Here is a 15,393-nt window from a genome sequence, read left to right as displayed (position 1 = left end):
GGAGAACATCGTCTTCCTGTCCCACCTCGGCGACCTCACCCAGAACGGCACCCGGCCCGAAGTCGCCGCGATCAGCGAGGCGTTCCGGGTCCTGGCGAGGCCGCGGAGAGCGCCGAGGAGGCGGCTCCGCGTCGTACGCGTCGGCGTGCCACGCGGCGTGTGACGGCGGCCGCCGAGCCCGCCAAGGCTGCCGAGCCCGCCGTGTCCGACGAGGCCGCTGTCGCCGAGACGCCCGCCGTTGCCGAGACGCCGGCCACCGCGGAGACCCCCGTGACCCCCGGTATCGACACGGAGACCGCCGCCGTGACCGGTGTCGGCGCCTCCACCGAGGCACCCGCCGCCGAGACCGGCGAGGAAGCCGGTCCCCGCCGTCGCCGTCGGGTCGTGCGACGGGCCGCCACCGGATTCGCCGCGCCCGCTCAGTCCGCCGCCTCCGAGGCGCCCGAGGCTCCCCGCCCGGCGCGGCCCGCGGTGGCCCTGTTCCAGGCGCCCGTGTTCACCGAGCCGCAGTTCCAGACGCCCGAGCGGGCCGCCGCCGAGGCCGCCGCAGAGGCGGAGACCGAGGACGTCGAGGAGTTCCCGGAGGAGCAGGCCGGCGCGTCACGGCGGCGTCGCCGGCGCCGTGGCGGCGCGTACGGCGAGGAGGCCGAGGCCCAGACCGCCGCGGCCCCGAGCACCGAGGCCGCCGCCGAGGACGAGACCGAGGAGGCCGAAGAGGCCGCCGAGGATGTCACCGAGGGCGAGGACGCCGAGGACACAGGATCGCGTCGGCGTCGTCGGCGTGGTGGCCGGCGCCGTCGTCGCGGTGAGGCCGCGGAGTCCGACGCCGAGGGCGGTGACGCGGAGACCGAGGAGTTCGCCGCGGCGCAGGCCGAGCAGGACGCCGAGGGCACCGCCGAGCAGGAGGAAGAGGACAGCGAGGACGCCCGCGAAGAGGGCTCCGCCTCCTCCACCAGCAGCCGGCGCCGTCGTCGCCGTCGTCGTCGCGCCGGTGACACCACGGTCGACACCGAGCCCGACGAGGGCGACCCGGAGCGCACCGTCGTCAAGGTCCGCGAGCCCCGTCCCCTGCGGGAAAAGGGTGCCGAGCCGTCCGACGAGGTGCAGTCCATCAAGGGCTCCACGCGCCTCGAGGCGAAGAAGCAGCGCCGCCGCGAAGGCCGTGAGCAGGGCCGCCGTCGTGTCCCGATCATCACCGAGGCCGAGTTCCTCGCCCGCCGCGAGGCCGTCGAGCGCGTCATGGTCGTCCGGCAGCACGGCGACCGTACGCAGATCGGCGTCCTGGAGGACAACGTGCTCGTCGAGCACTACGTCAACAAGGAGCAGTCGACCTCGTACGTCGGCAACGTCTACCTCGGCAAGGTCCAGAACGTGCTGCCGTCGATGGAGGCCGCCTTCATCGACATCGGCAAGGGCCGCAACGCCGTGCTCTACGCCGGTGAGGTCAACTTCGAGGCGCTGGGCATGGCCAACGGGCCGCGGCGCATCGAGTCCGCGCTGAAGTCCGGGCAGTCCGTGCTCGTCCAGGTCACCAAGGACCCCATCGGGCACAAGGGCGCGCGGCTGACCAGCCAGGTCTCCCTCCCGGGCCGTTACCTCGTGTACGTCCCCGAGGGCTCCATGACCGGCATCAGCCGCAAGCTGCCCGACACCGAGCGGGCCCGGCTGAAGACCATCCTCAAGAAGATCGTCCCCGAGGACGCGGGCGTCATCGTGCGCACCGCCGCCGAGGGCGCGAGCGAGGACGAACTGCGCCGGGACGTCGAGCGGTTGCAGGCGCAGTGGGAGGACATCCAGAAGAAGGCCAAGAACGGCAACGCGCCGACGCTGCTGTACGGCGAGCCGGACATGACCGTCCGGGTCGTCCGGGACATCTTCAACGAGGACTTCTCCAAGGTCATCGTCAGCGGTGGCGAAGCCTGGGAGACCGTCCACGGGTATGTCTCGCACGTCGCGCCGGACCTCGCCGAGCGGCTGCAGAAGTGGACCAGCGAGGTCGACGTCTTCGCCACCTACCGGATCGACGAGCAGCTCGCCAAGGCGCTGGACCGCAAGGTCTGGCTGCCCAGCGGCGGTTCGCTGGTGATCGACCGGACCGAGGCGATGGTCGTCATCGACGTCAACACCGGCAAGTTCACCGGTCAGGGCGGCAACCTCGAAGAGACGGTCACCAGGAACAACCTGGAGGCGGCCGAGGAGATCGTCCGTCAGCTGCGGCTGCGCGACCTCGGCGGCATCATCGTCATCGACTTCATCGACATGGTGCTGGAGTCCAACCGGGACCTGGTGCTGCGGCGCCTGCTGGAGTGCCTGGGCCGGGACCGGACCAAGCACCAGGTCGCCGAGGTCACCTCGCTGGGGCTCGTGCAGATGACCCGCAAGCGGGTCGGGCAGGGGCTGCTGGAGTCGTTCTCCGAGACCTGCGTCCACTGCAACGGTCGCGGTGTCATCGTGCACATGGAGCAGCCGACGGCCGTCGGTGGCGGCGGCAAGCGCAAGAAGCGCGCGCGTGCCGGTGCCGGCCCCGAGCAGGTCCACGAGGCGTCCGTCGCCGTCGAGCCGGTCGAGACGGCCGAGGAGGAGGCGGAGACCGAGATCGAGGTCGCCGCCGAGGTCGCCGAGCCCGCCGCGCTGCCCGAGCCTGCCTTCGCGCCGGACGAGGAGCTGTACAGCAGCGTCGCCGAGGCGGAGGCCGCGGCCGCGCGGGGCGGTCGTTCACGGCGTCGAGGCGGTCGGCGCGTGTCCGCTCCGGCGGGTGCGCCGCGCAAGCCCGAGTCGGTTGCCACGGCTCAGGACGTGACCGTCGAGGAGGAGGTCGCTCGTCCGGTGCAGCCGGAGTCGGCCGCCGAGGCGAAGGCCGAGCCGGCGGCCGTGGAGGACGCGGTCGTCGAGACGCCGGCCCCGCAGGCTCCGGCCGCCCAGGCCCCGGCCACCGCTCCGGCCGCCGAGGAGGCCGCCCCCAAGGGCCGTACGCGGCGTCGCGCGACCCGCAAGGCGACGGCGCCCGCCGGGTCGCCCGCGGGGGCCGAGGCCGCCGTGGTGACGGTCGCCGAGTCGGCGTCCACGGCGCCCGAGCCGGTGGCGCAGGCCCCGGCGGAGGTTCCGGCGGAGCAGGCTCCGGCCGAGGCGGTCGCCGAGAGCGCCGCTCCGGCCCGCCCGCGGCGTCGTGCCGTGCGCAAGGCCACCGCGCCGACCGCGTCCGAGGAGGCGGCCGTCGTGGTCGTCCCGGCCGCGGAGACGCAGCCGGAGGCCACCGCCGCGCAGGAGCCCGCCCCCGTGGGGGAGGCCCCGGCCGCGGAGGAGGGCGTCGAGGAGGCGGCTCCGGCCAAGAAGACGGCGGCCCGCAAGACGGCCAAGAAGGCCACGGCGAAGAAGGCCGCCACCAAGAAGACCGCGGCCAAGAAGACGGCCGCGAAGAAGACGACGGCCAAGAAGGCGGCGAAGACCGCCAAGACGGCCGCGGCCAAGTCGACGGCGAAGAAGACCACGGTCTCGGCCGCCACCGACGAGAGCTGAGCACCGAGCTGTGCGGCCGGTCGACGTGATCGGCCGCACAGCTCTGGGGCCCGGCCCGGTTTGACCCCCTCGGCCACGGCCCCGTAACCTTGACCGTCGGCGTGTCCACGGATATAGGACGCGTCACATCCCCGTAAACCTCTTCCTCCGGAGCACCGGGTGTTCCGGAGAGGCTGCCCGCGTGTCGGACGGCTGGACTGCGGGGGTGCCGTTCCCGAGCGAGAGAGTGAGATCCGCGTGTACGCCATCGTGCGCAGCGGTGGTCGCCAGCACAAGGTTGCTGTCGGCGACATCGTTGAGGTTGACAAGATTTCCACCGCCAAGGTTGGCGACACGGTCGAGCTCTCGACCCTGCTCGTTGTCGACGGCGACGCTGTGACCAGTGACCCGTGGGTGCTGGCCGGCATCAAGGTCCAGGCCGAGGTCGTGGACCACCACAAGGGCCAGAAGATCGACATTCTGCGCTACAAGAACAAGACCGGCTACCGTCGTCGTCAGGGCCACCGCCAGCAGTACACGGCGATCAAGGTCACTGAGATCCCCACGGCTGCGAAGTAAGGGACTGAGAACAGATGGCACACAAGAAGGGCGCATCGTCCACCCGGAACGGTCGCGACTCGAACGCCCAGCGGCTCGGCGTGAAGCGCTTCGGCGGTCAGGTCGTGAGCGCGGGTGAGATCCTGGTCCGTCAGCGCGGCACCCACTTCCACCCCGGTGCGGGCGTCGGCCGTGGCGGCGACGACACGCTGTTCGCGCTGCAGGCCGGTGCGGTGGAGTTCGGCACCAGCCGTGGCCGCAAGGTCGTGAACATCGTTCCGGTCGCCTGAAACAGGGCGTAGACCGAACGTTTCGCGAGGCGGACCTCACTTCCCGGTCGGGAAGGCGGGTCCGCCTTTCGCGTGTTACGCAGAAGACAAAGCCGTACGAAACTTTCCAGTGCTGGAGGCACCCCACCATGACCACCTTCGTGGACCGCGTCGAACTGCATGTCGCCGCGGGTAACGGAGGCCACGGCTGTGCCTCCGTCCACCGTGAGAAGTTCAAGCCGCTCGGCGGACCCGACGGCGGCAACGGCGGGCGCGGCGGGGACGTGATCCTCACCGTCGACCAGTCGGTCACCACGCTGCTCGACTACCACCACTCCCCGCACCGCAAGGCCACCAACGGCAAGCCCGGCGAGGGCGGCAACCGGTCCGGGAAGGACGGGCAGGACCTGGTCCTTCCCGTGCCGGACGGCACCGTCGTCCTCGACAAGGCCGGCAACGTGCTCGCCGACCTGGTCGGGCACGGCACCTCGTACGTCGCCGCGCAGGGCGGCCGCGGCGGGCTCGGCAACGCGGCGCTGGCCTCCGCGCGGCGCAAGGCGCCCGGGTTCGCGCTGCTCGGTGAGCCGGGAGACCTGCAGGACATCGTCCTGGAGCTGAAGACGGTCGCCGACGTGGCGCTGGTCGGGTACCCGAGCGCCGGCAAGTCCTCGCTGATCTCCGTGCTGAGCGCCGCGAAGCCGAAGATCGCGGACTACCCCTTCACGACGCTCGTGCCGAACCTCGGTGTGGTGACCGCCGGTTCGACCGTGTACACCATCGCCGACGTCCCCGGGCTCATCCCGGGCGCCAGCCAGGGCAAGGGCCTGGGCCTGGAGTTCCTGCGGCACGTCGAGCGGTGCAGCGTGCTGGTGCACGTCCTGGACACCGCGACGCTGGAGTCCGACCGCGACCCCGTCTCCGACCTGGACATCATCGAGGCGGAGCTGCGGGAGTACGGCGGTCTCGACAACCGGCCGCGGATCGTCGTCCTGAACAAGATCGACGTACCGGATGGCAAGGACCTCGCCGAGATGGTGCGGCCGGACCTGGAGGCCCGCGGATACCAGGTCTTCGAGGTGTCGGCGGTGGCGCACATGGGGCTGAGGGAGCTGTCGTTCGCGCTGGCCGAGCTGGTGGGCAGGGCGCGGGCCGCGAAGCCGAAGGAAGAGGCGACGCGGATCGTGATCCGGCCGAAGGCCGTGGACGACGCCGGGTTCACCGTGACGCGCGAGGAGGTCGGCGGCGAGCCGCTGTTCCGGGTGCGCGGGGAGAAGCCCGAGCGCTGGGTGCGGCAGACCGACTTCAACAACGACGAGGCCGTGGGGTATCTCGCGGACCGGCTCAACCGCCTTGGTGTGGAAGAGGAGTTGATGAAGGCCGGGGCCCGGTCCGGTGACGGCGTCGCCATCGGGCCCGAGGAGAACGCCGTCGTCTTCGACTGGGAGCCGACCGTGACGGCCGGGGCGGAGATGCTCGGGCGGCGTGGTGAGGACCACCGCTTCGAGGCGCCGCGGCCCGCGGCGCAGCGGCGGCGCGACAAGCAGGCGGAACGGGACGAGGCGGCTCGGGAGTTCGACGACTTCGAGCCGTTCTGAGAGAGCCGGTTCCGAGAGGACCGGTTCTGGGAGGACCGGTTCCGAGAGGACCGGTTCTGAGAACGCCGGGGTGCTGAAAGGTGCCCCGGCGTTTCCGTGCCCGCCCCGGCCGTGCCCGCCCCGGCCGTGGCCGGATCGGTGAACGGCCGGAAAAATCGCGGCGTATCTCAGGGCAACCCCACGGCATCCCGGTGAGTCGTACTGAGCGGCGCAGATGAGGATCTTGGTCCTTGCCGCGCACTCCAACCGCCGTTCCGACTGCCGGAGTTGCCGTGCCCTCGCGTTCCCACCGCCGCACCCGCCTGTCCCGCCGCAGACGCCTTGGTCTCGCCACCGGCGTGGCGCTCGTCGCCGGTGCGCTGGTGGCCCCCGCCGTCAACGCCGCCACGGAGGCCACGGCCGCCACGCCGAGCGGCAAGCGGCTGCACGACGACTTCAACGGGGACGGATATCCCGATGTGGCGATCGGCGCCCCGTCCACCGCGGTGGGCGGGGCGCCCCTGCGCGGTGCGATCAGTGTGCTGTACGGCTCCTCCAGCGGTTTGTCGACCTCGCGCAAGCAGGTGCTGACCTGGCCCAACCGTACGAACGAGGGCTACTACGGCGCGCAGTTGGCGAGCGCGGACCTGGACGGGGACGGATACGCGGACCTGTTGTCGACCGCCGAGTCGGAGAAGCCGTACCTCGACCACGGATTCGCGCTCGTCGTCAACTGGGGCGGCCCGAAGGGCCTGTCGGCCACGCCGACGCAACTGACGTGGAGCACCGGTTACGACTGGGGCGGCCGGTTCACCGTCGGGGACGTAGACGGCGACAAGCGACCGGATGTCGTGATGGTGAGCGACGACAGGCCGGAGAGCGAAGCGCCCGGCCGGGTCTGGCACGGCCCGTTCACCCGCACCGGCAGTCCCGCGAAGAAGGACACCTTCGGCATCGGCCCCGTCGAGCAGTCGTCGCACCACTCGGTGACGGCCGGTGATGTGAACGGCGACGGCATCGCCGACCTCGCCGTGCGCACGTCCTCCCAGGAGGAGCCGGACTCGCGGGCGGTGTCCCTGCTGCTCGGTGGCCGCGACGGCCTCACCTACAAGGGCAGTCTCAAGGACGCCCAGGGCAGGATCATCGGCGGCGAGGACGCGAGGATCGGCGACCTGAACAAGGACGGGTACGGCGACATCGTCGTCGGCCACTCGAACGACAGCTACGACAGCGACGTCGAACTGCCCACGAAGGGCGGCGCGTTGGCCGTCGTCTACGGCGGTACCGGCGGCGTCTCCAGCACGCGCGAGCCGGTGTGGATCAACCAGGACACCGCCGGTGTACCGGGCGCCGGCGAGCACGGTGACGGACTGGGCTCGGGTCTGTCCATCGGTGACACCAACGGCGACGGCTACCTCGACGTGGCGACCGGCCTGCCCGGCGAGGACTTCGACGGCATCACCGACGCCGGCACCGTGCTCGTGCTGCGCGGCAGCGCGAACGGCCTGACCGCCACCGGGTACAAGTCGTTCAGCCAGAACACCAGCGGGGTGCCCGGCACCGCCGAAGCGCAGGACCGTTTCGGCCAGGAGACCGCCCTCGTCGACGGCAACGGTGACAGGAAGGACGGCCTGGTCGTCGGTGCCCCGGCCGAGAACTTCACCATGGGGTCCGCGTGGGTCTTCTCCGCCACCTCCAGCGGTGTCACCGCGGCCCATTCCTTCTCGTTCGGCCCGGCCACCATGGGCCTGACCGTGACCGGGGCACGTTTCGGATCCCCGACAGCCGACTGACGGCGCCCCCACGACCGCGTACGAACGCGACACAGGAGAGAGCGACATGAACAAGCACCGTGGCACCTTGCGCATGGGCCTCGCCGTCGTCATGGCCGCCACCGGCGCCGTTGCGCTCCCGGCGGCGCACGCCGTGGCCGAGACTCCCTCGGTCAGCGCCGAACGCGAGGACGACTTCAACGGCGACGGCTACTCCGACCTGGCCGTCGCCGCGCCCGAGGCGACCGTCGACGGCAAGGTGCGGGCCGGTTACGTCGCCGTGGTGTACGGGTCGGCGAGCGGGCTCGACGTCGCCTCCAAGCAGGTCGTCAGTCAGAACACCGCCGGCGTCACCGACTCCGCCGAGACCGACGACCGGTTCGGCAGCGCGGTGAGCAGTGCCGACCTCGACCAGGACGGGTACGCGGACCTGGTCGTCGGCGTCACCGGCGAGGACTCGGTCGAAGGGGGCGCCGAGACCGGCCTCGTGCAGGTGCTGTGGGGCGGGGCGAACGGGCTGTCGGGCGGGGCGCCGCTCGCGTACGGGCACGACACCTACGACCGGCTCAGCGCCCGGGGGCAGCTGACCGTCGGCGACGTGAACGGTGACGGGGCGTCGGACCTGGTCGTGGTGGAGAGCTACGCCGAGCTGCGCGTCGTCAAGGGGCCGTTCGGCCGCGACGGTTCCGCCGAGGGCGGCGAGCAGGTCGTCTTCGACGACTCCGACCCCCGCTTCCGGGATCTGGGCACCGGCGACGTGAACGGTGACGGTGTGGACGACGTCGTCGCCACCATGAACGACGGCGACGAGTACGACGCCCGCCGGATCACGTACTGGCGGGGCACGCCGGACGGGCTCGCCGAGAAGGTCGTGCTCAGGGACAGCCAGGGTCGGCGGCTCCAGGGCGGCGAGTCCCTCGACCTGGGCGACGTGAACGGCGACGGGTACGCGGACATCGTCGTGGGCCGCCCCGTGGACGGCTACGACAGCGACGCGGACACCCCGATCCCCGAGGGCGGCCGGGTCGCCTTCGTCCCGGGTACCGGGAACGGCCCCGACGGCACCAAGGCGATGTACGTCAACCAGGACAGCGCCGGGGTGCCGGGCGCCGCCGAGCGCATGGACGGCTTCGGCTCGGACGTGTCGGTCGCCGACGTCGACGGCGACGGGTACGCCGATGTCTCGACGGGCGTCCCCGGCGAGGACTTCGACGGGCTGAGCGGGGCCGGCGGCGTCGTCGTGCTGCGCGGCGGCGCGGGCGGGCTGACCGGCACCAGGGCGCAGGGGGTCAACCAGGACACCGCGGGCGTGCCGGGCACGGCGGAGACCGGCGATGTCTTCGGCGCCACCACCCACCTCGTCGACGGCAACGGCGACGGCCGCGCCGAACTCGTCGTCGGCGCACCGGGCGAAAACGCGAACGCCGGGTCGGTGTGGGTGTTCCGGTCCACCTCGGCCGGGATCACCCCGACCGGCTCGGTCACCTTCGGCGCCGGAACGCTCGGCACGGTCGCGGCCGACGCGAAGCTGGGCTCCGGGTTCAACTACTGATCCACCGACAGACCCGTTGCGGCAAGGGCACGTTCCCGTGCCACAGCGGGTTTTCTGATGTCTCCCTGTTTGTCATGCACGCGAAGTATGCCGTTCAACGGGCGGTCCGCCCGCAAGCGTGAGCATCCGAAGTGTCCAAGAGGCCAGCGAGGCAAGGGAGTTCGCCGATGACCGGAGCGTTCGGGTCCGTGTCCCCCGACCGACGCCGCTTTCTGACCGCCGGAGCCGCGGTGCTCGGCGCCGCGGCTTCCGCCCAGTTGTGGCTGCCCACGGCCGCACGAGCCGCCGAAACGCCACTGCCCGACGGTGTGTTCAGCCTCGGCGTCGCCTCGGGCGACCCGCTGCCCGACGGCATCGTGCTGTGGACGAGGCTTGCCCCGGACCCGCTGAACGGCGGCGGCATGCCCGATGCCGCCGTCTCGGTCGAGTGGGAGATCGCCGAGGACGAACGGTTCAGAAAGCCGGTGCGCCGGGGCGTCGCCCAGGCCCGCCCCGAACTGGGGCACAGCGTCCACGTGGACGTACGGCGGCTGCGCCCGGGCCGTACGTACTGGTACCGCTTCCGCGCCGGCGGCCAGATCTCGCCCCTCGGCCGCACCCGTACCGCGCCCCACCCGCACAGCTCCGGCGGGCGGCTGCGCATGGCGCTGGCCTCCTGCCAGAACTGGCAGCACGGCTACTTCACGCCGTACGCCGACATGCTGGCCCAGGACCCCGACGTCGTCCTGTTCGTCGGCGACTACATCTACGAGTCCACGCCCTCGGCGACGGCGCTGCGCCGGCACGAGGGCAAGGGCGAGCCGTTCACGCTGGTCCAGTACCGCAACCGGTACGCCCAGTACCGCACCGACCCGGATCTCGCTGCGATGCACGCGGGCGCGCCCTGGGTGGTCACCTTCGACGACCACGAGGTCGACAACGACTTCGCCGGCGAGATACCGCAGGACCCCGACAAGCAGCCGCACGACGCGTTCGTGGCCCGCCTGACCGCGGCCTACCAGGCGTTCTACGAGCACATGCCGGTCCGGGCGAGCGCCATCCCGAACGGCCCGCACATCCAGATGTACCGGCGCCTGGAGTTCGGCCGCCTGGCCCGGCTCAGCGTCCTGGACACCCGGCAGTACCGCAGCGACCAGGCCACCAGCCAGGAAGGCGCCCAGGACCCCTCGCTCACGATGCTCGGCGCGGAGCAGAAGCGGTGGCTGCTCGACGGGCTGAGGCGCTCGCCGGCCCGCTGGAACATGATCGGCTCGCAGATCATGATGGGCGAGACCGACCTCAAGGTCGGCGAGGGCAAGCTCTGGTACTACGACGCCTGGGACGGCTACCAGGCCGAACGCAACGCCCTCATGGAGGAGTTCAAGCACGTCCGCAACCCGGTCGTGTTCACCGGCGACCGTCACCTGACGATGATCAACGACCTCAAGGAGGACTACGCCGACCCGGACTCCGCGGTCGTGGGCGCCGAGTTCGTGGGGACGTCCATCTCCAGCAACGGCGACCAGGACCAGGACGCCTTCCACCGGGAGTGGGACCCGCGCGTTCCGGACAACCCGCACTGGAAGCTGCTCGACGCCCACCGCGGCTACCACCTCTTCGACATCCGGCGCGACGGCATCGACGCTCAGGTGAGGATCGTGGACACGGTCAGGCAGCCCACGGCGACGCCGAGCACGCTGGCGCGGCTGCGGGTCGAGGCGGGCCGGCCGGGCGTGGAGGTCGTGTAACTCCGGTCACGTCCGTCGAGGGGCCCGGGACTCAACCACGTCCCGGGCCCCTCTCGCGTGCTCTCGGCTTTCGGACGCCGTGAATCGCTCGCTCGCCCTCGCCGAGACCGAAATGCTGCGGAATCTTAATAAGGAATTCCGCGCCAATGAACTGCCCGCGGAGCTCTATTCACGGCTCGTCCGGAACGGCACGGTGGCGTATATGAAGAACACGTGCCCCCATGGTCCCGGCGGCGTGAAGATCCGTACTCCGTGATGGGGCGTCGACGCCCGCGCCGGGATCGGCATGGAGGCGGCATGGAGGCGGCATGGAGATGACGGAGCGTACGTGCGCCGCAAGGGACCGATTCTGGGTGATATGCGTCTTTTGTTGACCGGGTAGAAGCACGGCTCGCCCGCCAAGTCGCGTACGGTTCACCAGACGTCGTCGAAGGAACTCGTGCGCGGTCACGGCTTCTCCGAACCTGTGCCGTTACTCACAGCAATTCCGCCCTGGCCTCCGGAGGGCCTCTCGGCAATGACCATGCGTACAAGGTGAATGACAGGTTGCGCGCACATATGCGGCCGGGGTCGCTCACCTTGCACTGCGGTAACCACAAGTGGGACCATTTCCAAGTTCCCAGTCGCCACAAGGTAGGTCACCTGTGTCCCAGCACATAGCCAAGCCCCGTACCACCGCAGTGATCCTGGCCGGCGGTACCGGTCAGCGCGTGGGTCTGTCGATCCCCAAGCAGTTGCTGAAGATCGCCGGCAAGGCAGTCATCGAGCACACCCTGACCACCTTCGAGAAGGCCGACTCGATCGACGACATCATCGTGCTGATGGCCCCCGGCTATGTGCCGGACGTCGAGAAGATCGTCGCCAAGGCCGGGTTCACGAAGGTCAAGAAGATCATCGAGGGCGGCTCGACCCGGAACGAGACCACCGAGCGCGCCATCGAGGCGCTCGGCGAGGGCCTGGCCGAGGGCGAGGACCTGAACGTCCTGTTCCACGACGCCGTACGCCCCCTGCTGTCGCAGCGCGTCATCGACGACTGCGTCGTGGCGCTGGAGCGCTACCAGGCCGTCGACGTCGCCATCCCGTCCGCGGACACCATCATCGTCACGCGCACCCACGGCGAGGACGGCGAGTTCATCACCGAGATCCCGGACCGCTCCCGCCTGCGCCGCGGCCAGACCCCGCAGGCCTTCAAGCTGTCCACGATCAAGCGGGCCTACGAGGTCGCCGCCGGCGACCCCAACTTCCAGGCCACGGACGACTGCTCGGTGGTGCTCAAGTACCTGCCGGACGTGCCGATCCACGTCGTCGCGGGTGACGAGTACAACATGAAGGTCACGCAGCCCGTCGACGTCTTCATCGCCGACAAGCTGTTCCAGCTCGCCTCCACCGCCGCTCCCGAGCAGGTGAGCGAGGAGGCGTACCGCCAGCTGCTGACCGGCAGGACGATCGTCGTCTTCGGCGGCAGTTACGGCATCGGCAAGGACATCGCCGAACTCGCCGAGTCCTACGGCGCCAAGGTGTACGCGCTGGGCCGCTCCACCACCGGCACGCACGTCGAGAACCCGGAGGAGGTCGACGACGCGCTGTCCAAGGCGTACGCCGAGACCGGCCGCATCGACTACGTGGTCAACACCGCGGGCGTGCTGCGCATAGGCAAGCTCGCCGAGACCGACAACGCCACCATCGAGGAGGCGCTGAAGGTCAACTACCTCGCCCCGGTGCAGATCGCGCGCTCCTCGTACAAGTACCTGTCCGAGACCAAGGGCCAGTTGCTGCTGTACACCTCCAGCAGCTACACCCGCGGTCGCGCCGAGTACAGCCTGTACTCCTCGACCAAGGCCGCCATGGTGAACCTCACCCAGGCCCTGTCCGACGAGTGGGCCGGCGACGGCATCCGCGTCAACTGCATCAACCCGGAGCGCACCGCCACCCCGATGCGCACCAAGGCTTTCGGCCAGGAGCCCGCGGGCAGCCTGCTCTCCTCCGAGGCCGTCGCCCGCACGTCCCTCGACGTGCTGCTGTCCGAGCTCACCGGTCATGTCATCGACGTCCGCCAGCAGGACCCGACGGCGGCCGCCGGAAAGGCGTCCGGCTTCGAGCAGGCGCTGGCCAGTGTCCTGGACCGCCAGGACGGCGTGGCATAATCAACAGTCAATAGCCTTATGGCATTCAGGCCTCTGCGATTCTTCGTTCACGAAGAATTCACAGGGGCCTGAGTCCTTCCCCCTTCAGACCGGCCCCTCCCCTGAGCAGGTTCTTCGTGATATCCACCGCTATTCGCGTCGCCCGGGTGGGCAGCGCGGCCGAGCTGGCCGCGGCGGCCTTCATGATGCTGGGCTTCCCGGCACTCATGCTGGCCGCGCTCGTCCCGAGCGTTCCCGCCTTCGCGGCCGCGGCCGCCGTGACGTACCTGGCGGACCACTATCTGCACCGCAAGGGCAGCTATCTGGTCAACCGCCTGAGCAAGGTCCGGGCCGGTCTGTCGATCCGCTTCCTGATCCGGCAGCTCCTGCTGATCCTGCTGCTGGCCCGGCTCGGCCTCGCGGACAACCTGATCTACTACGGGGCCATCGCCTGCTTCATCGCCTTCTACGGCCTCCAGGCCCCGCACGGCGCGCTGGTCACCCTGATCCGCAAGCGCCGCCGTATGCCGGTCGCCACCCGCAACGTCGACCTCGCCTCCCGGATCCGCATCCCGGACGCCCCGCCGCGCGGTCTGCTGCACCGCTCCGCGGAGAAGATGCTGCACCTCGACCTGGCGGCCGTCGCCGGCATCCTGGTCGCGGCGTCCGTGGAGTCGGCCGTCGTCGGCTTCGTCGGCATCGGCATCACGGTGGGCCTGGGCTGCCTGTACGTGGTCGCGCTCGTCCCGTACGTCCGCGGCCGGAAGATCCCGCCGAACGCGGAGAAGGTCCTGGCCGCCGTCGACGACTGGCTGGCCGAGTACCGGCCCGAGACGGTGCTGTACTTCTCCGGCTCCAAGGACTCCGCGTACCAGGTCAACATGTGGCTGGAGACCATGGAGCAGCTCGACTCCAAGCCGCTGATCATCCTGCGCGAGCGCGTCATCCTGAACAACCTGGCGCCCACCACGGTCCCCGTCATCTGCGTGCCCGGAGGGGTGCACCTGATGAACCTGGACCTGTCCCACGTACGCGTCGCCCTGTACGCGGCCAACGTCGGCAAGAACATCCACCTGCTGCGCGTGCCCACCATGAAGCACGTCTTCATCGGCCACGGCGACAGCGACAAGCTGGCCAGCGTCAACCCGTTCAGCAAGGTCTACGACGAGGTGTGGACCGCCGGGCGCGCGGGCCGCGACCGCTACGCCATAGCCGACGTCGGCGTCCGCGACGACGACATCGTCGAGGTCGGCCGCCCGCAGCTCGCGCCGATCCAGACCTGGCAGGGTGTGCCGGACGGACCCCGCGGCGGAGCCGCTGACGGACGCTGCCCGACCGTGCTCTACGCCCCCACCTGGGAGGGCTGGGACGGCAACCCCGGCAACACCTCGATCGTCCTCGCCGGCGAGAACATCGTGAAGAAGCTGGTGCGGGCCGATCCGCCGGTCCGCGTCCTGTACAAGCCGCACCCCTTCACCGGCACCGTCAGCGCCGAGGCCAAGGCCGCCAACCAGCGGATCATCGCGCTGGTCCAGCAGGCCGGCGCGGAGCGCGCCACCGACCCGCGCTTCGAGGCCGACACCGCCGCGCAGGCCGCCGCCAAGGCGGAACTCACCCGCATCGAGGCCCGCCTCGCCGAGCTGTCCGGCAAGGGCACCGCCAAGGGCGACGAGGCCGAGGCCACCCGTGACGGGCTGGTGGACGTCGCCAGGCACGAGGAGATCGCGCGGCTGCGCGCCGAGTGGAACAGCGCGTACTGGCGTTCCTTCGGCAGCCACGAGCACCGCGTCATCACGGGCGCCGAGCCGCGCCTGTACGACTGCTTCAACGTCTCCGACGCGATGGTCTCCGACATCTCCAGCGTGGTCTCCGACTTCATCGCCAGCGGCAAGCCGTACGCCGTCACGGACTCCGCCGAGGTGGGCGTGGAGGAGTTCAAGCGGCAGAACACGGCCGTGCGCGCCGCGACGATCCTGTCCAACAGCGCGGCCGAACTGGACGCGCTCCTGGACGCCGTACGCGACCCGGCGGCGGACCCGCTGGCCGAGGACCGCAAGGACCTCAAGCGGTACCTGCTCGGCCCGGACGAGCCCACCTCCATCGACCAGTTCAACACCGCGGTGGCGAACCTCGCGATCAAGGCCGAGACGCGCAACGTCGGCCAGGAGTCACGGGCGGCGGCCGGAGCCGCCGAGGCCGTGCCCGCGACCGTGCCCGGGCAGCGGGTGGCCGCGACAGGCGACGATGTGACGGCCTGACCTGCGAAGCCGACGAAGCGGCCCCCGAGGAACGATCCTCGGGGGCCGCTTCGTTTTCTGGTGGG

At 70.7% G+C, this 15,393-nt stretch carries 8 protein-coding genes and 1 pseudogene; all 9 read left to right on the top strand.

Annotation, left to right across the window (positions count from 1 at the left end; translation table 11 throughout):
- Positions 1 to 108: 108 nt before the first annotated feature.
- Positions 109 to 3,516: pseudogene (locus tag ABZ078_RS39480) on the top strand (Rne/Rng family ribonuclease); the annotation flags it as partial.
- 237 nt (positions 3,517 to 3,753) lie between these two features.
- Entirely contained in the window at positions 3,754 to 4,074 is a 321-nt protein-coding gene (rplU, locus tag ABZ078_RS39475) for a 50S ribosomal protein L21 (protein WP_003990208.1), read from the top strand.
- Positions 4,075 to 4,088: 14 nt separating this feature from the next.
- Positions 4,089 to 4,343 carry a 50S ribosomal protein L27 gene (gene rpmA / locus ABZ078_RS39470; RefSeq protein ID WP_004988181.1) on the top strand — a complete coding sequence of 85 codons (255 nt, stop codon included), beginning with the start codon at positions 4,089 to 4,091 and terminating at the stop codon, positions 4,341 to 4,343.
- Positions 4,344 to 4,471: 128 nt separating this feature from the next.
- Complete coding sequence (gene obgE / locus ABZ078_RS39465) at positions 4,472 to 5,917, top strand: GTPase ObgE (protein WP_356583360.1); 1,446 nt, start codon at positions 4,472 to 4,474, stop codon at positions 5,915 to 5,917.
- Positions 5,918 to 6,189: 272 nt separating this feature from the next.
- Positions 6,190 to 7,689, top strand: a complete 1,500-nt coding sequence (locus ABZ078_RS39460) for an FG-GAP and VCBS repeat-containing protein (RefSeq protein ID WP_356583359.1) — start codon at positions 6,190 to 6,192, stop codon at positions 7,687 to 7,689.
- A gap of 46 nt (positions 7,690 to 7,735) precedes the next feature.
- Positions 7,736 to 9,220 (top strand): FG-GAP-like repeat-containing protein, encoded by a 1,485-nt coding sequence (locus ABZ078_RS39455; RefSeq protein ID WP_356583358.1) that lies wholly within the window; start codon positions 7,736 to 7,738, stop codon positions 9,218 to 9,220.
- Positions 9,221 to 9,387: 167 nt separating this feature from the next.
- Complete coding sequence (locus ABZ078_RS39450) at positions 9,388 to 10,947, top strand: alkaline phosphatase D family protein (protein WP_356583357.1); 1,560 nt, start codon at positions 9,388 to 9,390, stop codon at positions 10,945 to 10,947.
- A 644-nt stretch (positions 10,948 to 11,591) separates the two neighbouring features.
- The gene (locus ABZ078_RS39445) at positions 11,592 to 13,091 is read left to right on the top strand and encodes a bifunctional cytidylyltransferase/SDR family oxidoreductase (protein WP_356583356.1); all 1,500 of its coding nucleotides are present in this window, start codon (positions 11,592 to 11,594) and stop codon (positions 13,089 to 13,091) included.
- 146 nt (positions 13,092 to 13,237) lie between these two features.
- Positions 13,238 to 15,328 (top strand): hypothetical protein, encoded by a 2,091-nt coding sequence (locus tag ABZ078_RS39440; RefSeq protein ID WP_356583362.1) that lies wholly within the window; start codon positions 13,238 to 13,240, stop codon positions 15,326 to 15,328.
- Positions 15,329 to 15,393 lie beyond the last annotated feature (65 nt).

Source organism: Streptomyces sp. NPDC006385, from assembly GCF_040612485.1.
Lineage (GTDB): Bacteria > Actinomycetota > Actinomycetes > Streptomycetales > Streptomycetaceae > Streptomyces.
This window is presented reverse-complemented; position numbering and strand designations above follow the sequence as displayed.